Raw genomic sequence first — 21,291 nt, 5'->3', positions numbered from 1 at the left:
CACCCGGTCGGGATCCTACTCTGACGTTACGGAAGGTTTGATAGCGTCGGCCCAGTGCTGACCCACCGAGAACGACGTCTGCGATGATGGATCGTCCAGACCTGAACCCCGAGGCACCCACCACGCCCCTGCAGGTCCCCTGGGCCCGCCGCCGTGCGCCGGTGCTCGTCGGAGCGGCGGCGACCTTCACCGCCATCGTGATCGTGTTGCTGGCGACGACGGTCATCAGGGGGTCGTGGGGCGGATGGGATTCCGCGACCCCGCCGTCGGACGGTCGGGGGAGCACGCTCCCGATCACGGTCGACGGGGACCGTATCGTGCGGGGTGGTGAGCCGTGGTGGTTCCTGGGCTACAACTCGTTCGTCTGGTCGGGCAACTGCGGCAACGACGACGAGCGCATGTCCGCCGAGGACATCGACGACTGGTTCTCGACGATGCGCGATGACGGGCACGGTGCGGTGCGGCTCTTCTTCTTCGAGGGCTGGGACATCGAGCGTCTGGATGCCGCGGTCGAGTCCGCGAAGCGGCACGGTCTGTACGTGACGATCACCCTCGACGACGCGATCGCCGGCTGCGGCACGAACGACAAGGACGAAGCATGGTTCGCCGACCAGGCCGAGCGCGACGCGTACGAGCAGCACATGACTACCCTGCTCGAGCGGTACCGCGGAGAGTCGACCATCGCCTGGTTCGAGTACTTCAACGAGCCGGACCCCGACCTGGACGAACTGCGTGACTTCTATGACGAGATGGGCGCCGCAGCCGCATCCGTAGATCCGGACCGGCTGTTCGCCTCGGGCACCATCGCGCCCTACGACAGCCCGGGCTCCTACCGGAACGTGCACGAGTCCGAGGGGGTCGACATCGCCTCGCTCCACGAGTACGACGAGAACGAGGTCGAGTCCAACCACGGACCCGACGCCCTCGCCGGTGCGGCGGGCAAGCCGGTGATCGTCGGTGAGTTCGGGCTCTACGCGAGTCCGGACGGGGGTGACTGCGAGCGGTCCTTCACCGAGCGCGCGGAGCAGATCAGGGCGAAGGCGCAGGCCTACACGTCCGGTGCGGGTTATGCCGGTGCGCTGGCCTGGGCCTGGCAACCGGGCGGTGATGACGACTGCGAGTACGGAAACCTCGACGAGGACACCGCTTCCCAGGACGTGCTGCGCAGCTTCAGCCCGTGACCCCGCCATGGGCCTGCCCACGGCGTCCGTCGACCGGGCGCAGCGGCTCGGTCGGCGGGTCGAGTGTTTTCCTGCGTGGAGGCGCGGTCGTCGTTCGCGGCCGGTGGCTCGGCCGCGGTCCGCGGTCGTGTCGTTCGCGGGACGAGACCGGATGCGGCTCGTCCACGAGTGCATCGTCACGGGACACGCGGATCGGTGTGGTCGTCTCGACGTCGGGCGGCGGCTTGTCCGCCTGCGCAGGTTCGGAGGGCGGTTCTGCCTGCCGGTGCAGCTCGCGCCAGAGCCGGAAGAACCAGAACGGCAGGAGGACTGCGTTGGCGATCGCGAAGCCCCACTGTGCGCCGGGCCCGCCACCGATGATCACGCCTCCGACGCCGCCGGTGAACGTCGCGGCCCCCAGGACGATCTCCATGGTCAGCGTCGCCTGGGCGCGGTCGATCGCGTAGAGCATGACGACCGGGCCGATCATGGCGCAGCTGAGGACCTGCGCGATCACGGCGGGGAGCAGCAGGTCTCGGGTGGCCGGCCAGGTCGCGTTCAGCAGGTACGCGCCGACGGCGTCGGGCATGAGCAGGAAGATCGAGCCCCAGCACAGACCCAGGAAGGAGACGACGCCCGACACGCCGGCTGCCGAGAGCAGCCACTGCCGCCGGGTGAGGCGGCCACGCCGGCGTGAGAACTCCGGGATGGCGAACGTCAACGCTGCCGAGGAGATGATCGAGGTGGGGCCGAGCAGGATCTGCGCCCCGCGCAGCGCCCCGTTGGCCACGACAGTGCCGATTGCGGCGATGACCAGCATCGCCCCCTGGGCGGCTCCGTGCTGGGTGGCCCAGGTCGCGAGGAGGTAACGCGTGAGGTCGCTCTGCTCGCGGAACCAGGCGAGGGCGCTGTGGGGAGACGGCAGTGACGCCGACTGGCGCACGGCGAGCAGCACCGCCGCGGCGCCGGACAGGCCCCATGCGAACACGAGGGGAGCGACGGACGACACGCCCAGGTACAGCATCGCGCCGACGGCGCCGAGCTGGAGGACGGCCCAGAAGGAGTCGTTGGCCGCGGCCTTCGCCGGGGTCTGCCGGGAGAAGAACACGAAGCGGTAGGAGTCCTGCACGACCACTGCAGGCAGGATGATCCCCATCGCGACGAGCGCCTCGCGCGCTGGACCACCGACCACCAGGCCGGCGGCGACGCACCCGATACCGACGGCGAAGCCCAACGTGAGTGACATTCCGGTGGCGGAGGCCGCGACCCGGTGCTGTTCGGCGGGGTCGGAATCGGAGAACCGGATGGTGAGCGGTGATGTCGCCAGCGCCCGGGCCGCTCCGATGACCAGCGCGAAGACGGTGAACGCGACGGCGAAGCCGCCGAAGGACTCCGCGTCCACGGCGTTGGCGACCATGAACGACAGGACGGCGTTGGTCAGGCTCGACACCATCTGGTCGGCCAGGTTCCACCCGGCCCGGCGGGCGACCGCGGGTACCTTCACCACCGCCTGCCCCCGGCGGGGCGACGAGTGGCCGCCACGGCCCGCACCTCGCACCGGCACCGCGGTGTCGGCGGGTCACCCGCGGCCGGCCTGCGCCGCGACAGCGTGCGCGGGGAGGCGTCCAGGCCGATGGCCGGCACGCTGTGAGGATTCACGCGGTTGTCCTTCCCTGCGGACGTGGCGGACGACAGGAACACCACGCTGGTGCCGGCGTCGGCGGTCAGGTCCGCCGTGGTGACCAGGACTTCAGCCGGAGCGCGGGTGACTCGACCCATGTCCAGCTCGCCCAGGCCACGGCCAGGGCGATCACCAATGACGTCACCCCGTAGAGGGCCACCGGCCAGAGGGCCGCGCCGGCGACGATCAGCAGGATCTGCACCGGCCAGGCGTAGACGTAGAGGCCGTAGGACAGGTCGCGGCGGGCCCCGATCCGGCGCAGCTCGGTGCGCGAACCGAGCAGCAGGACGAGGTAGGCCACCGCGGGCGGGGCCACGACGACGTAGACGAGCGTGCTCTGCGGTTCAGCGCCGACCAGGACGGCGAGCACGACCGCGCCGGCCAGGAGGGCCAGGGCGACCGCGCCACCGACCCAGCCGACCGGGATGCGGTGCGCGAGCCGGTGGAGGACCGCGCCGGCCATGAACATCGACCCGAAGCGCACCGCGATGCTCAGCGTGTCGCTGGCTTCGTAGATCGCACCGCCGGTGATCAGCTGCGAGACCACGAAGAGCCAGACCAGGCCGGCCACCACCAGCAGCGGCCAGGTGCGGTGGCGCAGAAGCCCCGCCACACCGAGGGCCGCGACGCCGAGGTAGCACAGGAACTCGTAGAACAAGGTGTAGAGCGAGCCGTTCACCGGTTCTCCACCCAGCAGGCCGTTGACCTCGAACTGGCGGATGAACATGGCGCTGTTGTTCACCAGGTAGGACAACGCGGATGACTCGCCGGTCAGCGGGAATCCCTCCAGGGTGCCGAACTCCAGGAGTTGCGCGATCGGCAGCACGACGAACGCCGTGACGAGCAGGCAGACCCAGAAGCCCGGCAGGATGCGCAGGCAGCGCCGCCACAGGTATCGGCCGGTGGACGGCGAGTTCAGGTAGCTGCCGACGATCAGGAAACCGGAGAGGGCGAAGAAGCCGTCGACGGCCATCGTGCCGATGTCCACGTCGCCGTCGGTGAGGCGACCGAGCGGATCGAATCCCCCATGCAACTTCAACGTGTGGGAGAACAGCACCAGACCCGCCAGCCCGAGCCGCAGGGCGTTAACGCTGTTCGAGCGCGGGTCGAACGCGCGGTCGAGCGTTGGACCGAAGCGGGTCGGCACACGGAGCACCGGCTCAGTCACTGGCTCGCTCGCGACCACAGCATGAAGAGTTGCCGTCGGAGCGGTCGGAGGCTCGCGGTAGGTCATCTGTTCCCCAAGGCCCGAATGCCGGGCGGCTCGTGCCGCACCGTCGCGACGATCATCTCTACTCTTACGTAAGGGTAGACCGACGGCGGCGTCGGGAATCAAGGGGGTTGTCCGCGTCGATACTCGGGGCTTCCCTGACAGCGCGGTAGGGTTACGCGATGCGGCATGTGAGTTCGGTTACGTGAGGATCGGCGAGGCCTCGGCCAGGACCGGCCTGTCGATCCGGACGATCAGGCACTACGACCACATCGGCGTCGTCGTCCCGTCCGGGCGTTCGGCCGGCGGATTCCGGCAGTATTCCGAGGGTGACATGCGTCGACTCGAGCTCATGAAGACGCTGCGCCCGCTCGACCTGTCTCTCGATCAGGTGCGGGAGCTGCTGGAGGCGATCGACCTCGCAACCTCCGGTGAGCAGGGCCCCGGCGAGGACGACTCTGCACTGACGCAGCTGTCCGTCGTCCGTGCGCTCGCCGAGAGCAGGGTCGAGTCGATGCGTGGCCAGATCGTCCGGCTGGAGCAGCTCGCCCGCGATCTACGCATGATCGAACGCGGTGAGGACAGGGCGGCACTGCGTCGGAGTTGATGGCGACCCGTATGCGAGGGGCCCAGTCGACCGGAGTCGCCGCCCCACCCACGTCGTCGATGGCGCGGTGGACCAGCCCCAGCAGCCTGGTCCCGGGATCTCGGCGTGACGAGGCGCACGACAACTCTACTCGCACGTAAGGGTAGGGTTCGGCTCGCGCTGGAGCCCCAACGTGTGTGGCTCGCGCTCCCCCGATGCGGAAAGTGACCACGGTGCCCCCTGTTCTGCCTGCCCGCCCGCTGTCTGCGCGACTGATGCCTGCCAGGCCGCCCTGGCTGCGACCGTCCGTGCTGCGCGTGGAGGCCGTGTCCGGCCTCGTCGTCGCGCTCGCCCTGATCCCCGAGGCGATCGCGTTCTCGATCATCGCGGGTGTCGACCCGCGCGTCGGCTTGTTCGCGTCGTTCACCATGGCCGTGACGATCGCCTTCGTCGGCGGTCGGCCGGCGATGATCTCCGCTGCCACCGGTGCCATCGCGCTCGTCGTTGCGCCGCTCGCCCGCGAGCACGGCGTGGATTACCTGATCGCCGCCGTCCTGCTGGGCGGTCTGATCCAGATCGTCCTGGGTCTGGTCGGGGTCGCGCGGCTGATGCGGTTCCTGCCCCGCAGCGTGATGGTCGGCTTCGTCAACGCGCTGGCCATCCTGATCTTCACCTCCCAGCTGCCCTATCTCATGGACGTGCCGTGGATGGTGTACGCGCTCCTCGCGGTCGGTCTCGTGGTGCTGGTCGGGCTGCCCCGGCTGACCAGGGCTGTCCCCGGCCCGCTCGTGGCGATCGCGCTGCTCACCGGCTTCACCGTGGTGGCCGGCGTGGTGGTGCCGACCGTCGGTGACCAGGGCGCGCTGCCCGACAGCCTCCCCGTCCTCGGGCTGCCGGCCGTGCCGTTCGACCTGGCCACGCTGCAGCTCATCGCGCCCTACGCCCTGACCATCGCACTGGTTGGGCTGATCGAGTCGCTGATGACCGCCAAGCTCGTGGACGACATCACCGACACCCACTCCGACAAGACCCGCGAGTCCTGGGGGCAGGGCGTTGCCAACATCGTCACCGGCTTCTTCGGCGGCATGGGTGGCTGCGCCATGATCGGCCAGACCATGATCAACGTGAAGGACGGTCGTGCCCGCACGCGGCTCTCGACGTTCCTGGCCGGGGTGTTCGTCCTGGTTCTGGTCGTCGCGCTGGGCGAGGTCGTCGCGGTGATCCCGATGGCCGCGCTGGTCGGGGTCATGATCATGGTCGCGGTCGGGACGTTCGATTGGCACAGCATCCGGCCCTCGACCCTGAGAATGATGCCGCTGTCCGAGACCGCGGTGATGGTGGCGACCGTCGTGGTCACCGTCGGCACGCACAACCTCGCCTACGGCGTGGCGGTCGGGGTGCTCGTGGCGATGGTGCTGTTCGCCCGGCGGGTGGCCCACGTCGTGGAGGTGACATCGGTCGTCGATCCCGATGGCAGCACCAAGTTGTACCGGGTCAGCGGGCAGTTGTTCTTCGCCTCCAGCAACGACCTGGTCTACCAGTTCGCTTATGGGACCGACCCGGAGAACGTCGTCATCGATCTGTCGGCCGCCCATGTGTGGGACGCCTCGACGGTGGCCGCGCTCGACGCGATCCGGACGAAGTACGAAGCCCGTGGCACGACCCTGACGGTCGTCGGGATGAACGACGGTAGCCGGGTGCGGCACGACCGGATGGCCGGACGGCTCTCCGGCGCCCACTGAGCGCGCCGGAGAACGTGCCGCCCCCACACACTGAGGCTCGGCCGATCCGTGGCGACTCCCTACCACTCGGGTAGGGTCGCGACGATGGCGACGGGGGACTTGAGTAGGCGAGGTACCTGATGCGGATCGGCGAGGTCTCCGATCGGGTCGGACTGTCCTTGCGCACCATCCGGCACTGGGGTGAGATCGGCTTGGTCGTGCCGTCGGACCGGTCACCGGGCGGGTTCCGGTTCTACTCCGAGGCGGATGTGGCCAAGCTCGAGCTGGTCAAGGCGCTACGGCCGCTCGAACTCTCGCTCGACCAGATCAGGGAGCTGGTGGAGACGATGGATGCGGCCGCCGTTGCGGCAGACCCGGACGAGGTCGGTCCCATCGCCGCGCGGCTGGCCATGTACCGGGCACTCGCGGAGAGCCGGGTGGAGACCCTGCGGGCCCAGATACAGGGTCTCGAACGCCTGAGCCGTGAAATGCGCACCATCGAGGGCGACGCTCGACACCGCGCCCGCTGAGCCGATCGAGTTCCAACCTCACATCGGGGTAGGGTCCTCCCGTGAGTCCCGACTCGTTGTCGTGCTGGAACGACGTCACCGTCGCGCACCGATGAGGTCGCAGATCGCCGCGCAGGCGCTGCGCCGCCGCACCTTCGCCGTGATCTCCCACCCTGACGCGGGCAAGTCGACGCTCACCGAGGCGCTCGCCCTGCACGCCGAGGTGATCGACTCCGCGGGTGCGGTGCACGGCAAGGCCGGGCGCAAGGGCGTCACCTCGGACTGGATGGAGATGGAGCGCGCCCGCGGCATCTCCATCACCTCCGCGGTGCTGCAGTTCAGCTACCGCGACCACGTGATCAACCTGCTCGACACCCCGGGCCACGGCGACTTCTCCGAGGACACCTACCGGGTGCTCGCCGCCGTCGACGCCGCGGTGATGCTGCTCGACGCGTCGAAGGGACTGGAGGCGCAGACGCTCAAGCTGTTCGACGTCTGCCGCAGCCGCAGGATCCCGGTGATCACGTTCGTCAACAAGTGGGACGTGCCGGGCCGCGAGGCTCTGGAGCTGCTCGACGAGGTGGAGCAGACGATCGGGCTGCGGCCGATGCCCGTCACCTGGCCGGTCGGGATCGCGGGCGACCTGCGCGGGGTCGTGGAGTGCGCCACCGGCGAGATGCGCCGCTACACGCGCACCGCGGGCGGGGCCACCAAGGGCGAGGTGGAGCTGCTCGACGCCGAGCGCGCCGCCGCCGAGGAGCCGCTCTACACCGAGACCGTCACCGACGAGCTGGCGCTGCTGCGCGAGATCGGCGCCGACTTCGACTCCGGCGACTACCTCGCCGGCACGGCCACCCCGGTGCTGTTCGGGGCGGCCCGGCACGGCGTGGGCGTCGGGCGGCTGCTCGACGCGCTCGTCGACCTCGCCCCCGCCCCCGCCCCGCGCCCGGACGCCGAGGGCACGCCGCGCGAGCTGGACACCCCGCTGTCCGGGCTGGTGTTCAAGGTGCAGGCGGGCATGGACCGGTCCCACCGCGACCGCACCGCGTTCCTGCGGATCAACTCCGGGCGCTTCGAGCGCGGCATGGTCCTCACGCACGCCGCGTCCGGGCGCCCGTTCGCCACGAAGTACGCGCAGGCGGTGTTCGGCCAGCAGCGCACCACGCTGGAGGAGGCGTTCCCCGGCGACATCGTCGGGCTGGTCAACGCGGGCGCGCTGCGTCCGGGCGACACGCTCTACGCCGACGAGCCGGTGGAGTTCCCGCCGATCCCGAGCTTCGCCCCCGAGCACTTCGCGGTCGTGCGGGCCAAGGACGCGGGCCGCTACAAGCAGTTCCGGCGCGGCATCTCCCAGCTCGACTCCGAGGGCGTCATCCAGGTCCTGCGCTCCGACCGCCGCGGCGACCAGGCCCCGGTGCTCGCCGCCGCCGGGCCGCTGCAGTTCGAGGTGGTCACCGCGCGGCTGACCGACGAGTTCGGCGCGCCGGTCTCGCTGGAGCAGCTGAACTACTCGGTCGCCCGGCTCACCGACGAGGCCGGGGCCGCGGTCCTGGACAAGGAGAGCGAGGTCGAGGTGCTGTACCGCTCCGTCGACGGGGCGCTGCTGGCCGTGTTCGTCAACAAGTGGCGGATTGGCGTGGTCGACCCCTGACGCGTCACCGGCTCGTCAGGCACTGGGCACGATTCGCGTCCGGGGAACCGACCGGCAGAGGGCATCGGCCACCGCGGCGATGCGCGGGGCCGGACGTCGAGGCGCATGAGCAGGTCGGGCGGGAGCCCGGACGCGCCACATCTCGCGCCCGCCAACGTGCCCGCCATCGCAGCGATGGAATCGGTGTCACCCCCCACTCGGGCCGCAAACTCCAAGACCTGCTCCGGGTCGTCGGGGCTGCGCAGGAACGCCAGGACCGCCATCGGCACGGATTCCAGCGCGGCGATCCCGTTGCCGAGCGATCGGGTGGCGCGGGACGGCCGCGAGTCGTCGAGGACGTGTCGCAACCGGGTCAGACGGGCCCGGAACTGCGGCTGCCGATGGCACTCGTCGAGGACGTCGAGGTACCACGACCGGTCCAGCTCGGTGTCACGCGGCAACGTGAAGGCGAGTGCCACCGCCGCGGCCAGCAGGGCTGCGCCCGCCTGGCCGATCGCGTGCTGGTGGGTGATTCGGGCCACGGCGCGCGCCTGCTCGCAGACGTCGGTCAACGGCAGCGTGGTGAGGGCGACCGGGGCGATCCGCGTGGCCCCGCCGTTGCCGTAGGAGCCGGTACCGTCGAACAGGTCTGATGCCACCTGCCGCCAGTCCTCGTCGCGCAGCAGTGCGCGGAAGATCTGCTCGGGGCCCGTGCCGTATCCGCGCCACGGCTCCGCGCGCCACTCCGCTGCGAGGGCGAGGGCGAGGGCGAGGGCGTCGCCGTCGAGGTCTCGATCCTGCCCGGCGGCGTCGCGCGCGATCAGATGCTGGGCCACGACGAGGGTCATGGCCGTGTCGTCGGTGTGGACGAGCGGCGTCGCGGCGAAACGGTGCAGAACGAAGTCCGCTCGGTCCACCGTCGACCGGCCCTCGAACGGTGCGCCGAGGCTGTCACCGCACGCGCCGCCGAGGAGCGCACCGCGCACCCGGTCCTGCAACTCGTCGGGTTCGACCGCGCTGATCCGCGACCGCTCCGCTACTTCCAGATCCATGGCGAACCCCGCGTCGGTTGGGACGTGCAGCGAGCTGTGTGGCTCCAGCTGCGGCGACGTCGAGAGATGCCACAATCTTACATGATGTGAGGTTAATCGAGTCGATTGAAGATGGACCGACGCTGACAAATCTTACACGGCTGGAGAGTAAGTCTTGTCACGTAACCTACGGCCAAGCTCGTAACCTACGGCCAAGCGGGTATGGATCCGGCCGCGGCGGAACGCACGGGTGGGCCTGCATCATCGACCTCCCGTCACGCGACACCCCGGTTGCGGGACCGGGCACGAGGCGTCGTGCTCGGTGCGGCGATCGGTGATGCGCTGGCGGCGCCGGTCGAGGGGGCCGTCGGTGTCACCGAGGCCCAGCTCTCCGCGTGGACGAGGTCGCGTCGTGTGCTGCGTTACACCGGCTTGACGGCGACGATGCTCACGGTGGGCGAGCACCTGGCGGCGGCCGATCCGCACGCTCCACTCGACGAGCAGAGCCTGCTCGAGGCGCTCGTCCAGAACCGGCGGCGGGCGCCGTGGCGTTGGTGCGACACGATGCCGGGCCAAGCCTCTCAGGCGACGGGGCTGCCGACCATGCGCCCATCTGCGTCCGCCGGTTCGGCGGGCGACATCGGCGGCGCCGTCGGCGTCACCATGTGCGCCGTGGCGCGCGCCGAGCTCGGACCGCGCCGTGGCGCGCGCCGAGCTCGGACAGGTCGCCGCGCTCGCCCGGTTCGGCGCCACCCCGACCCGACCCGACCCGGGATCGTCGACGAGGATGCGGCGGTCGCCCATGCAACGGCCGTGGGGCAGGCGATGCGGACCGACCCGGCGGTCGCGGCTGCGGTGCACCCGTTCGTCGAGCGCATCGCGGTGGGGTCGTGTCGGTCGAGACCGAGGGGATGCTGCAGGACGTACAACATCTCGGGCGGAGCTGCATCCCCGCCGAGGTGTCGACTTCCTTCGGCGTGCCCGGATCGGTGCTGGGGACCGTGTCGGTGGCCCTGGTCGCGTTCCTGCGCGGATCCGACGGGTTCGCCGACGCGATGGGCTTCGCCTTGCGAGTGCACGGCAGGATCGGGCCGGTGGCCGCGATGGCCGGTGCGATGGCCGGCGGGCGGTCCGGCGCGAGCGGCATCCCGATCGCCTGGCTGGACGGCTTGGAGAATGCTCCACGCCTCACCACTCTCGCGGATGTACTCCTGTGCACCCGGATCGCCACGGAGCGCACGGCGGACGGACCATCGGTCCCCCTGTCACGCCAGGGTGATGAGGTCCAGGTAGTCGTCGGAGAACAGGTCCTCGGTTCCGTCGGGCAGCACGATGACCCGCTCGGGCCGCAAGGCGGCCACCGCACCCGGGTCGTGGGACACGAGGATCACGGCGCCCTCGAATCGGCCGAGCGCGTCGAGCACCTGCGCGCGGCTCGCCGGGTCGAGGTTGTTGGTCGGTTCGTCGAGGAGCAGCACGTTGGCGGCGCCGGACACCAGGGTGGCCAACGTGAGACGGGTGCGTTCCCCACCCGACAGCGTGCCGGCCGGCTGCTCGAGCTGCTCACCGGTGAGCAGGAACGACCCGAGCAGGTCCTTGAGCTGCTGCTCCGGCGCGTCCGGCGCCTGATGCCGGACGTTGGCCCACACCCCGTCGTCGAGGTCGAGGGTGTCGTGCTCCTGGGCGAAGTACCCGAGACGCAGACCGTGGCCGTGCACGACGCGACCCGCGTCGGGCTGCTCCACCCCGGCGAGGATCCGTAGGAGCGTAGTTTTGCCCGCGCCGTTGCGGCCGAGGATGACCACCTTGGAGCCGCGGTCGACGGCGAGGTCCACGCCGTCGAAGACCTCCAGCGGCCCGAAGCTCTTGGTCAGTCCCGTCGCGGTCAGCGGTGTCCGTCCACAGGCTGCGGGGGCGGGGAACCGGATGCGGGCGGTCCGCTCACCGCGGCGGGCGGTGGCAGTGTCGGCCAGCAGCGTGTCGGCCCGGCGGGCCATCTGCTTGGCCGCCGCCGCCCGGGTCGCGTTGGCTCCCATGCGGGCGGCCTGCGTGCGCAGCGAGGTGGCCTTGCTCTCGGCCGCGCCGCGCTCACGGCGGAGTCGCTGATCGTCCGCCGCCCGGGTGGTCTGGTAGGTCGCCCAGTCGGTGTTGTAGATGTCGATCTCGCCCCGCCCGGCGTCGATGGACCAGACGCCGTTCGCGATCTCGGCGAGCAGTCCGGTGTCGTGGCTGATCACCACCAGACCGCCGGCGTAGGCCGTGAGGAAGCTCCGCAGCCAGGTCACGGAGTCGATGTCGAGGTGGTTGGTCGGCTCGTCGAGCAGCAGCGTCGTCCCGGTGCCGGCGCCGTGGTCGGTACTGGCGCCGAACAGGATGCGTGCCAGCTCCACCCGCCGCCGCTGCCCACCCGACAACGTCGACACCGTCTGGGTGAGCACCCGCTCGGGCAGCCCCAGGTGGGCGCACACCTGAGCGGCCTCGTTGTCGGCGGCGTAACCGCCCAGCTCGGTGAATCGTTCCTCCAGCTCCCCGTACCGCTGGACGGCGCGCGCGAGGGCGGCTTCGTCGGCCGGCTCGGCCATCTCCACCTGTGCCTTCTCCAGGTCGCGCAGCAGGGTGTCGAGGCCCCGCGCCGACAGGACCCGGTCGCGCACCAGGGTGTGGGGATCGTCGAGGCCGGGTTGCTGTGGGAGGTAGTCGACCTGCCCGGTGCGCTGGACCGTGCCGCGGAAGGGCCGTTCCCGCCCGGCGAGCACCCGCATGACGGTCGTCTTGCCCGATCCGTTGCGTCCGACCAGGCCGATCCGGTCTCCGGGCTGGACCCGCAGCGTGGTGTCGGTGACGAGGATGCGGGAACCGGCACGCAGCTCGAGGTCCGCAACAGTGATCATCGCCGGGTGCCCGTCCTTCACGGTGGGAGGTGGACCGGGCGTGCCGAGACCGGTCGTCGAGTGCTGAACACTCGACAGGATAACCTCACATAGTGTGAGACTGTCTCGGGGCATCGACCGCTCGTCACCTCGACGTCGGACCGATCAGCTGGAACGCAGTGCGACGACTGGGCCGTCGGGCCGGCCACGGCTGCACCACCCGCCGACACGCGAGTGCGCGGCCACCGGTGACGGCCGAACCGGGTGCGCTCCGTGACGTGGATCGAGGTGGTCGTCCTCGGCCTGGTGCAGGGCCTGACGGAGTTCCTGCCGATCTCTTCCTCGGCGCACCTCCGCATCACCTCCGAGGTGTTCTTCGGCCGCGACGCGGGCGCCGCGTTCACGGCGGTGACCCAGCTGGGCACGGAGGCCGCCGTGGTGACGTACTTCGCGAAGGACATCGGCCACCTGGCCGGTGTCTGGTTCCGCGGCTTCCGGATGCCGATGGTGCGGATCACCGACGACTACCGGATCGCCTGGTTGGTGATCATCGGTACGGTCCCCATCGCCGTACTGGGCCTGCTGTTCGAGGACCAGATCCAGACCGTGGGACGCAACCTGTGGTTGGTGGCCACCACGCTCATCGTCTTCGGCCTGTTGCTCGGTTTGGCGGAGCGGATGGGGCGTCAGCAGGTCGAGCTGCGCAAGATCACCCGGAAGGACGGGATCCTGCTCGGCTTCGCGCAAGCAATGGCCCTGATCCCCGGGGTGTCCCGTGCCGGGGGGACGATCACAGCTGGATTGTTGCTGGGGATGACCCGCCCCGCGATCGTCCGCTACTCGTTCCTGCTGGCGATCCCGTCGGTGTTCGCGGCGGGGCTGTTCCAGTTGCCGGATGTCTTCGCGCGCGACGGACCGAGCGTGCCACAGATGATCGTCGCCACGGCCATCGCATTCCTCGTCGGCTACGCAACGATCGCGTGGTTGCTGCGCTACGTCGAGCGCCACAGCGTATACGTCTTCGTCTGGTACCGCGTCGTACTGGGTGCGCTGATCCTGGTCGGCCTTTCGGGAGGTTGGCTCCGAGCGGCCTGACGCCGGAGCCGGCCGCGCCCACCGTCGCGGTTCAGCCGGTCAGGCGGGCCACCGGCTCGTCCACCGTGGCGTGGGCCCGCCCCAGGAACGGCGTGAGCGGGCCGTGATGGGTGAGATGGAGCTCGTGCATCGCTCGCGTGCAGGCGATGTAGAGCATGCAGCGGTCCATGTCGGTCACGTACGTGATCTCGTCGACATGCGTGACTATCACGGAGTCGAACTCGAGGCCCTTGGAGATGTGCGCGGAGGTGACCACGACCCCCGCGGCGAAGGCCGTGCTGTCGTAGTCGAGCAGTGTCGCCGCCACGCCGGCCTCGTCCAGAGCTCGATGGACGTCCCGTGCGTGCGCGACGGTCTTGCAGATGACGCCGAGGGACCGGTACTCGCCCTTCCGATGCCGCTCGACCAGGGCCAGGACCCGTCGTTCCTCGTCGCGCCGGTCCGTGCAGGCGACGACCTGCGGTGGCGCGCCGTGCCGCGAGACCGGGACGAGCTTGTCGTTGCGGGAGATCCGCTGGGCGAACTCGGTGATCTCCGAGGTCGACCGGTAGCTCTTGTTCAGCTCCAGGCAGTCGGCCTCGGGGAAGATGCTGTGGATCGTCTGCAGCGACGACGAGCTGAACGGGTTCACCGACTGGTTGGAGTCCCCGAGGATCGTCATCGTGCAGGAGAAGAGCTCGCGCAGCACGGAGTACTGGATCGGTGTGTAGTCCTGCATCTCGTCCACCACCAGGTGGCGGATGTGCCCGTAGCTCCGCTGCCGCGTCGTCCTGATCATTGTGTAGACCAGGGGGAACACGTCGGCGTACTCGAGTTTGCGGCGGCCGAGAGGCATGAACAGACGTCGGCGGTCCGGGGAGCGGAAGAAGGCCCGGTACAACGAGAGCGGGTCCTTGTACGGGAACATCGCCCGGACCTGCCGGCGAACGCCGTTGGTGTCGGCGGCGGCCCAGGTGCCGCCGCGGTCGCGGACCTGGTTCTTGAGCAGGTCGACGGCGCAGTTGGCGACGTGGTCGATCCGGGTGAAGATCGGGAAGGACCGGGACTCGTCGAACATGCCCTGAACCCACTCGGCGGAGAGTCGACGGTGCTTCTGCGCGATCTCGGCGGGGGTGAACTCCTCCCGCACGGCCGAGTCGATCCAGGCGCCCAGCTCGGCGACGAACTCGGAGGTCGCCTTGTAGCGCATCCGTTCCGCCGCGCGGTCGTCGCTGCTGCCGTCGAGCAACGAGACGACCTGCTCGCTGAAGGTCTGGTGGTCGATGACCGACCCGAGGAGCTCCGCGGCGATCCGGTCGAAGCCGATCTCGGCGATCCGCTCCTCGCCGAGCTCCGGGAGCACGTCGGCGATGTAGTCACCGAAGACCCGGTTCGGCGACAGGATCATGAGGTTGTCGGAGGAGAGGGAGTCGCGGAACCGGTAGAGCAGGAACGCCACGCGGTGCAGCGCGATCGACGTCTTCCCCGAGCCCGCCACGCCCTGCAGGATCAGCACCTGCGCCGTCTCGTTGCGGATGACGGCGTTCTGCTCGCGCTGGATGGTCGCAACGATGTTCTTCATACGGTCGTCGGCGGTCTGGCTCAGCTCGCGCTGAAGGACATCGTCGTTGATGTTGAGCGAGCTCTCCAGCATGTACTCGAGGCACCCGCCGCGGATCTTGTACTGCCGCTTGCCGGTGATCTCGCCGTGGGTCGTGCCCCCGGGTGAGCGGAAGTGCGCTGGTCCGGACTCGAAGTCGTAGAACAGGCTGGAGACCGGTGCGCGCCATTCGTGGACCACGATCTCGTTCGTGTCGGGGTCGGTGAAGTTGTGCATGCCGATGTAGAGCGGTGCGGAGTCCGCGGTGCCGTCCTCGCGGAAGTCGACGCGGCCGAAGTACGGGGAGTCCAGCAGTCGCTCGATGCGCTTGCGACGCATCACCGCGTGCTCGGCCGACTTCACCGACAGGTCGATCGACGTGCGCAGGCTCGCCTTCTCCGCGAAGTCCATATCACGCCGGTTCTCCCACATCTGCCCCTTCTGCTCGTCGATCGTTCGCACCGAGGCATCGATCGAGTCGGACGTACGCTCCCGCTCCGTGGCCAGGAGCGCCAGGGTCTCGATCAGGTACCGGCGTTCCTGTTCCTCGTCCCTCCTCTGGGTATCCGTCACCGTCACCTCCGCGTGTCCCATCGGGCACCAACCCTACCCGTATGTGAGGTTCGGGCCGGAGTGCGGCGGCGTCACACCTGTGAGGTCAGGAGGCGCCCCGGTAGGTGCCGAATGTCCAGACATTGCCCTCGGCATCGCGCAGCGAGCACGCCCTGGTGGCCACTCCGGATCCGAACCGGGTCTCGTTGGGCGGCTCCACCACCTCCACGCCGGCCCGCTCCGCTCGCTCGTGCACGGCGTCGACGTCGTCGGTGACGACGTAGGAGGCGCCGGCTCCCGGCTGCACGCCGCCGTGCACTGCGCTCTCGGTATGCGCGGCCGAACCGAACACCACCGCCCCACCCTCCGGCCAGCGCAGCTCGGCATGCACGATGTCGCCCCGGTCGTCCCGCACCACCAGCGCCGCACGGAAGCCGAGGACGTCGACGAGCAGGTGCAGGGCACCGGTCGTGTCGCGGTAGTGCAGGATCGGCCAGACCGAGGCAGGTGGGTTCTCCGGCATGCTGCGACGGTAGCCAGCGGATGGGGCACGAGTCAGGCGTCGACCAGGACCACCACGACGACCGGCGCGCGGTTCTTGACCCGGCGGATCCACGTGGTCACGGCAGCGGCGACGGCCTGCTCCTGCCGGGCCGACGTTCGAGCCGCCGGCCCGGAGAGCTCGGACAGGGCCTTCTCGATCACGGGGGTCGCGCCGTCGAACCCCTGCTCGTCGTGGGCGAAGCCGCGGGTCAGGTAGTCCGGGGGCTCCGTGAGCTGCCCGGTGTCGGGATCCACCAGAACGACGACGGTGACCACGCCCTGCTGGCCAAGGACCCGCCGTACCTCCAGGGACTCCTCGGTGACCGTGCCGACCGTCTGGCCGTCGACGTAGACGTTGTGGGCCGGGACGGAGCCGGTCAGAGTGGCGCGGCCGCCGATGAGGTCGATCACGGCGCCGTCGTGGGCGATGAGGACCCGGTCCGGAGCGATGCCGGTGCTGATCGCGAGGTCGGCGTTGGCGCGTAGGTGCCGCGCCTCGCCGTGGACGGGCAGCACGTTGGCGGGACGGACGATGTTGTAGCAGTAGACGAGCTCGCCCGCGCTGGCGTGCCCGGACACGTGGACCTTGGCGTTGCCCTTGTGCACGACGGAGGCGCCGAGGCTGGTCAAGCCGTTGATGACGCCGTAGACGGCGTTCTCGTTGCCGGGGATCAACGAACTGGCGAGCAACACGGTGTCACCGGGGCCGACGTCGATCATGTGGGTGCCGGCGGCCATCTTCGACAGCGCCGCCATCGGCTCGCCCTGCGACCCGGTACACACGAGCGTGACCTTCGCGGCGGGCAGGCGGTCGAGCGCCTTGAGGTCGACGACCAGCCCGTCGGGTATGCGGAGGTAGCCGAGCTCGGCGGCGATCCCCATGTTGCGGACCATCGACCGGCCGACGAAGGCGACCTTGCGGCCGTGTTGGTGGGCGGCGTCGAGTACCTGCTGGATGCGGTGCACGTGACTGGCGAAGCTGGAGACGATGATCCGCCGCGGGGCGGTGCGGAAGACCGTCTCGATCGCGGGTCCGAGTTCGCGCTCGGCGGTCGTGAAGCCGGGTACGTCCGCATTGGTGGAGTCGACGAGCATCAGGTCGACACCCTCCTCACCGAGGCGGGCGAACCCGCGCAGGTCGGTGATCCGACGGTCGAGCGGGAACTGGTCCATCTTGAAGTCACCGGTGTGCAGCACGAGGCCGGCCGGGGTGCGGAGAGCGACGGCGAGCCCGTCGGGGATGGAGTGGTTGACCGCGAGGAACTCGCAGTCGAACGACCCGAGAGGACGCCGGTCCCCTTCGGCGACCTCGATGGTGACCGGTCGGATGCGGTGCTCCCGCAGCTTCGCGGTGATGAACCCGATCGTGAGCCGGGACCCGACCAGCGGGATGTCGGGACGTTCGCGCAGCAGGTAGGGCACGCCGCCGATGTGATCCTCGTGGCCGTGGGTGAGCACGATGGCGACCACGCGGTCGAGCCGGTCCCGGATCCAGGAGAAGTCGGGCAGGATCACGTCCACACCCGGCTGGTGCTCCTCGGGGAACAGGACCCCGCAGTCCACGATCAGCAGGTCGCCGTTGTGCTCGAAGACCGTCATGTTGCGGCCGATCTCGCCCAAGCCGCCGAGCGGAACCACGCGCAGGCCTCCTGCCGGCAGAGGAGGCGGCAGAGGAGACTGGCGTCGTCGATTCATACCCTGACGCTACGGGAGGCTCGAAGGCCGGGCGGATCCGAGGTGCTCGTCGGCGGATGCAGCAGACATCACAGGTCAGTCTGTCATTCGAGGTCCGGAATCGTGCTGAGGGAAGGCGGCGTAATCGGACCCGACGTCCGATTACGCCGCTGGTGGGCCGTAGCGAAGTCGCGGCCCGCCATCGCAGAGCGGACGACGGTGGAGTCGAGCTCGGCACCGGAGTTGCCCCGCGCCGACCACAAGCACCGGGCCTGTGGTGCTGCGAGATCGGTATCGGCCCGACTCGCTCGTCAGGGTTCGGGGCGCGCGAGACAGCGGTGCCAGCGTGCGGATCTCGACGGCGGTCGAGTGTCCAAAGCCGGCCCGAGTGACGCCGCCATCGCCGAGCGGCCACTCGGCAGCGCGCACCGGGTCGAACAACTCTCGTCAGTTGTGTATCCCAGATCACCGACAGCCTCGAATGGCCGGGGCAGGTTGGTCCGACACGGCCTGCATCCGCGGGCTCGAGAACTGGAGCTGACGATGGTCTCTGATACGCGGACAACGGCGACGATGCTCACCCGGGCGATGGACGGGGTACTTGCCGGTCTCGCGGGCGGTGTGATGTTCGGCGCGTTGATGGCCATGATGGGGATGCTGCCGATGGTGGCGATGCTGGTCGGGTCCACTAGCCCCGTGGTCGGAGCGATCGTGCACCTGGTGATCTCGGCCGGGCTCGGGGTGCTGTTCGCGCTGGTCGTGCCGGCGTGGAGCGTCGCGATGACGCTCGTCGCCGGAGCGGTATACGGCGTGGTCTGGTGGGTGCTCGGACCGCTGCTGATCATGCCGACCGTGCTGGGGATGTCGCAGATGGTCTTCGTCGTCGACACCACCGCGCTGTTCAGCCTGATGGGACACGTGATCTTCGGAGTGGTCGCAGCCGCCGTGCTCGTCGCCCTGCGTCGCCGCCGCGCCCGGGCGTGAGGGCGCAGGATCCGCTGAGGGTGGTGGTCTCGGCAGGGTGTGCCGCGTGCCGGAGGGCCCGGGAGCTGGTCGAGGCGATCCGACGACTGCGCCCGGCCCAACCGATCGAGGTGATCGATCTCGACGACCGCGACGCCGAGGTGCCGGCCGGGGTCGTCGGGACCCCGACGTTCCTCATCGGTCGGGAGATCGTGTCCATCGGGAATCCCTGCCTGGGCCTGCTCCTCGACACACTGGACGCCGTGGAGTCGGCGGACGGGCCGTGCTGAGGCGACCGGGCGGAGGGGTCGGAGTGGAGGAGGGCCACCATTGTCTCGACGAGGTGGCGCTGTTCCGGGACCTGTCGCGCCGCGAGATGGCCGCGATGGCGGCCGGCGCACCGCGGCGGACGGTGGCGGCGGGCCAGGTCGTCTACGACCCGAGCCGGCCGACGAGCGTGCTGTTCATCGTCAAGTCCGGGCGGTTCCGGCTGTTCCGCGTCGTCCCGGACGGCCGGACGGTCACGACGGCGCTGCCGGGGCCGGGTGCGGTCTTCGGGCAGATGGACCTGCTCGGAATGCAGATGGGTGGTACGTGGGCGGTGGCCTTGGAGCCCGGCGACCTGTGCCTGATGAGCCGCGGGGACGTCCGTTCGATGCTGTTGGGCGACCCGCGGATCGCGGCGCGGGTCGCCGAGCAGCTCGGGGCGCGGATCGTCGAGCTGGAGCAGCGGCTGGCCGACATGGTGGGCAAGTCGGTGCTGGAGCGGACGGCGCACACGCTGGTGGTTCTCGCCGGTCCGGGGCCCTCGGACGTGGAGCCGGCGCCCGTGCGGCTCACCCACGAGCAGCTGGCCGGCCTGGTGGGGGCCACCCGGGAACGCACCACGACCGCGCTCGGCGAGCTCGCCGAGCGCGGGCTGGTGTCACTGCACCGCGGCCGGATCCGGATCCGGGATCGGGTGGGGCTGGCGGCGGTCGCCGACGGCGCAGCGCGCAGCGACGCGACCGGTGGCCGATCGGAGGGAAGCAATGATGGAGACGAGGGGTTCCCGCGTTTGTGACCAGGTTTTCGAGATCGACCCGCGGCGGGTTTGTCCTGCTCGTCGCGCTCACCTTCGGGCTGTCGGGGTGTTCCTCGGGTGCGGGCCCGGATTCGACTCCCGGCGCCGGGAGCGCGCAGGAGGCGACGGCGGCCGGCCCGCTCGCCTTCACCGGGACCACCCTCGACGGCTCGACGCTGGATGCGGCCACGCTGGCCGGGACCCCGGTGGTGTTGTGGTTCTGGGCCCCGTTTTGACCCTCGTGTCGGGTCGAGGGACCCGGCGTGGCGGCGGTCGCTGCCGAGTACGAGGGACGCGTCACCTTCCTGGGGATGCCCGGACGTGGCGCGGTGGGAGAGATGCGGGAGTTCGTGGCCGACACCGGCACCGGTGGCCTGACCCACGTCGTGGACGGCGACGGCGCGCTGTGGCAGCGCTTCGAGGTCTTCTCCCAGCCGGCGTTCGCGTTCATCGGCGCCGACGGGACGGCGCGGACCTTCTCCGGGAGCCTCGATCCGGAGTCGCTGCGCCGGGCCGTCGACGAATTGCTGGCCGGGTGAGGCGGTGAGCACCGCAGCGCTGGCGTTCGCCCTGGTGGCGGGTGCGGTGGCGGCGTTCAACCCGTGCGGGTTCGCGCTCCTGCCGGCGTATCTGGGGCTGCTGGTCGCTGACGAGGCGCCCGGTGGGCGGGCGGTGGCGATGCGTCGGGCTGCTCGGTTCGCCGCGGGGATGACTGTGGGGTTCGTGGCGGTGTTCGGGCTGGTTGGGGCCGTGCTGGCTCCGCTGGCGCTGTCGATCGAGCGCTACCTGCCGATCGTCACGGTCGTGATGGGCGTGGCTCTGGTCGGGTTGGGCGGCTGGTTGCTGGCCGGGCGGCAGCTGGGGATCCCGGGGCTGGCCGGTCACGGGTCGGCGCCGACGGCGGCGAGCTGGTGGTCCCAGATCGGGTACGGCGTGTCGTTTGCGCTGGCCTCGCTGTCCTGCACGATCGCGCCGTTCCTGGCCGTCACGGCGGGGGCGCTGAGCACCGGCGGTGCGCTGGGGGTGGCCTCGGCGTTCCTGGCCTACGCGCTGGGCATGGGGATCGTGGTGCTGGTGCTGGCCCTGGCCGTGGTCACTGCGCGGACTTCGCTGGTCGGGTCCATGCGCCGGGTGGGGGCGCTGATCAGTCGCGGGAGCGGGGTCCTGCTGGTGGTGGCGGGTGCCTACGTCGCGTGGTACGGCTGGTTCGAGATCCGGGTGCTCGCCGGGGCCACCACGTCGGACCCGGTGATCTCCGCGGCGGTGTCGGTGCAGTCGGCGGTGGCGCGCTGGGTGAGCGGGTTCGGTCCCGCCGGGCTGCTCGGTGTCGCCGTCGCGCTGGCCGCGATCGGGGCGGCGGCGGTGCTCGCGCGCCGGTCCCGTGCGGCGCGTCGGGAGGAATCGGCCCGATGAGCGCGGCGGCG

The 21,291-nt window shown here is 70.3% G+C and carries 18 protein-coding genes and 3 pseudogenes; 14 read left to right on the top strand and 7 right to left on the bottom strand.

Annotated features, from left to right (window positions below; genetic code table 11):
- The first annotated feature begins 83 nt into the window (after window positions 1–83).
- Window positions 84–1,181 carry a cellulase family glycosylhydrolase gene (locus I4I81_RS12590; protein WP_218601518.1) on the top strand — a complete coding sequence of 366 codons (1,098 nt, stop codon included), beginning with the start codon at window positions 84–86 and terminating at the stop codon, window positions 1,179–1,181.
- Here the strand turns inward: I4I81_RS12590 and I4I81_RS12585 are convergent.
- Window positions 1,171–2,664 carry an MATE family efflux transporter gene (locus I4I81_RS12585; protein WP_218601519.1) on the bottom strand — a complete coding sequence of 498 codons (1,494 nt, stop codon included), beginning with the start codon at window positions 2,662–2,664 and terminating at the stop codon, window positions 1,171–1,173. The two genes, I4I81_RS12590 and I4I81_RS12585, sit on opposite strands and share 11 nt — an antisense overlap.
- A gap of 220 nt (window positions 2,665–2,884) precedes the next feature.
- Complete coding sequence (locus tag I4I81_RS12580) at window positions 2,885–3,988, bottom strand: acyltransferase family protein (protein WP_218601520.1); 1,104 nt, start codon at window positions 3,986–3,988, stop codon at window positions 2,885–2,887.
- Between the two features lie 268 nt (window positions 3,989–4,256).
- On the opposite strand from I4I81_RS12580, the gene I4I81_RS12575 reads away from it, so the two are divergent.
- From I4I81_RS12575 to I4I81_RS12560, 4 genes are all read left to right on the top strand, one after another.
- Entirely contained in the window at window positions 4,257–4,658 is a 402-nt protein-coding gene (locus tag I4I81_RS12575) for a MerR family transcriptional regulator (RefSeq protein ID WP_226363906.1), read from the top strand.
- A gap of 254 nt (window positions 4,659–4,912) precedes the next feature.
- Complete coding sequence (locus I4I81_RS12570) at window positions 4,913–6,379, top strand: SulP family inorganic anion transporter (protein ID WP_218601522.1); 1,467 nt, start codon at window positions 4,913–4,915, stop codon at window positions 6,377–6,379.
- Between the two features lie 119 nt (window positions 6,380–6,498).
- Window positions 6,499–6,888 carry a MerR family transcriptional regulator gene (locus I4I81_RS12565; RefSeq protein ID WP_218601523.1) on the top strand — a complete coding sequence of 130 codons (390 nt, stop codon included), beginning with the start codon at window positions 6,499–6,501 and terminating at the stop codon, window positions 6,886–6,888.
- A 91-nt stretch (window positions 6,889–6,979) separates the two neighbouring features.
- On the top strand, window positions 6,980–8,518 hold the full coding sequence (locus I4I81_RS12560) for a peptide chain release factor 3 (protein WP_218601524.1): 1,539 nt from the start codon (window positions 6,980–6,982) through the stop codon (window positions 8,516–8,518).
- 107 nt (window positions 8,519–8,625) lie between these two features.
- On the opposite strand, the pseudogene I4I81_RS12555 reads toward I4I81_RS12560, so the two are convergent.
- Window positions 8,626–9,549: pseudogene (locus tag I4I81_RS12555) on the bottom strand (ADP-ribosylglycohydrolase family protein); the annotation flags it as partial.
- A gap of 201 nt (window positions 9,550–9,750) precedes the next feature.
- Here I4I81_RS12555 and I4I81_RS31800 point away from each other — a divergent pair.
- Together I4I81_RS31800 and I4I81_RS31570 are read left to right on the top strand one after the other, a co-directional pair.
- Window positions 9,751–10,392, top strand: a pseudogene (locus tag I4I81_RS31800) (ADP-ribosylglycohydrolase family protein); the annotation flags it as partial.
- Between the two features lie 47 nt (window positions 10,393–10,439).
- A pseudogene (locus I4I81_RS31570) lies at window positions 10,440–10,730 on the top strand (ADP-ribosylglycohydrolase family protein); the annotation flags it as partial.
- Window positions 10,731–10,793: 63 nt separating this feature from the next.
- On the opposite strand, the gene I4I81_RS12540 reads toward I4I81_RS31570, so the two are convergent.
- Window positions 10,794–12,419, bottom strand: coding sequence for an ABC-F family ATP-binding cassette domain-containing protein (locus I4I81_RS12540; protein ID WP_218601526.1), 1,626 nt, complete (start codon window positions 12,417–12,419; stop codon window positions 10,794–10,796).
- Between the two features lie 252 nt (window positions 12,420–12,671).
- Between I4I81_RS12540 and I4I81_RS12535 the strand changes: the two genes are divergently transcribed.
- Window positions 12,672–13,493, top strand: a complete 822-nt coding sequence (locus tag I4I81_RS12535; protein WP_218601527.1) for an undecaprenyl-diphosphate phosphatase — start codon at window positions 12,672–12,674, stop codon at window positions 13,491–13,493.
- 31 nt (window positions 13,494–13,524) lie between these two features.
- On the opposite strand, the gene I4I81_RS12530 is transcribed toward I4I81_RS12535, so the two are convergent.
- The 3 genes from I4I81_RS12530 to I4I81_RS12520 all read right to left on the bottom strand — a co-directional run bounded on the left by I4I81_RS12530 (window position 13,525) and on the right by I4I81_RS12520 (window position 17,862).
- Window positions 13,525–15,645 carry a HelD family protein gene (locus I4I81_RS12530; protein WP_218601528.1) on the bottom strand — a complete coding sequence of 707 codons (2,121 nt, stop codon included), beginning with the start codon at window positions 15,643–15,645 and terminating at the stop codon, window positions 13,525–13,527.
- An 85-nt stretch (window positions 15,646–15,730) separates the two neighbouring features.
- Complete coding sequence (locus I4I81_RS12525) at window positions 15,731–16,147, bottom strand: VOC family protein (RefSeq protein ID WP_218601529.1); 417 nt, start codon at window positions 16,145–16,147, stop codon at window positions 15,731–15,733.
- A 32-nt stretch (window positions 16,148–16,179) separates the two neighbouring features.
- Entirely contained in the window at window positions 16,180–17,862 is a 1,683-nt protein-coding gene (locus I4I81_RS12520) for a ribonuclease J (RefSeq protein WP_218601530.1), read from the bottom strand.
- 567 nt (window positions 17,863–18,429) lie between these two features.
- Between I4I81_RS12520 and I4I81_RS12515 the strand changes: the two genes are divergently transcribed.
- The 6 genes from I4I81_RS12515 to I4I81_RS12490 all read left to right on the top strand — a co-directional run bounded on the left by I4I81_RS12515 (window position 18,430) and on the right by I4I81_RS12490 (window position 21,280).
- A complete protein-coding gene (locus I4I81_RS12515) occupies window positions 18,430–18,825 on the top strand; it encodes a hypothetical protein (RefSeq protein ID WP_225924566.1) in 396 nt (131 codons plus the stop codon).
- Between the two features lie 110 nt (window positions 18,826–18,935).
- Window positions 18,936–19,094, top strand: coding sequence for a hypothetical protein (locus I4I81_RS12510; RefSeq protein WP_218601532.1), 159 nt, complete (start codon window positions 18,936–18,938; stop codon window positions 19,092–19,094).
- Window positions 19,088–19,867, top strand: coding sequence for a Crp/Fnr family transcriptional regulator (locus I4I81_RS12505; RefSeq protein ID WP_218601533.1), 780 nt, complete (start codon window positions 19,088–19,090; stop codon window positions 19,865–19,867). The genes I4I81_RS12510 and I4I81_RS12505 overlap by 7 nt, the downstream gene beginning before the upstream one ends.
- The gene (locus I4I81_RS12500; RefSeq protein ID WP_218601534.1) at window positions 19,864–20,103 is read left to right on the top strand and encodes a thioredoxin domain-containing protein; all 240 of its coding nucleotides are present in this window, start codon (window positions 19,864–19,866) and stop codon (window positions 20,101–20,103) included. Before I4I81_RS12505 ends, I4I81_RS12500 begins: the two co-directional genes overlap by 4 nt.
- Before the next feature lie 27 nt (window positions 20,104–20,130).
- On the top strand, window positions 20,131–20,406 hold the full coding sequence (locus tag I4I81_RS12495; protein WP_218601535.1) for a TlpA family protein disulfide reductase: 276 nt from the start codon (window positions 20,131–20,133) through the stop codon (window positions 20,404–20,406).
- Between the two features lie 4 nt (window positions 20,407–20,410).
- Window positions 20,411–21,280: a cytochrome c biogenesis CcdA family protein gene (locus I4I81_RS12490; protein WP_218601536.1), complete on the top strand. Its 870-nt coding sequence runs from the start codon at window positions 20,411–20,413 to the stop codon at window positions 21,278–21,280.
- Window positions 21,281–21,291: the final 11 nt, after the last annotated feature.

Source organism: Pseudonocardia abyssalis (assembly GCF_019263705.2).
In the GTDB taxonomy this organism is placed as follows: Bacteria; Actinomycetota; Actinomycetes; order Mycobacteriales; family Pseudonocardiaceae; genus Pseudonocardia; species Pseudonocardia abyssalis.
The sequence above is the reverse complement of the archived record's forward strand: the minus strand, read 5'-3'. Positions and strand labels throughout refer to the sequence as shown.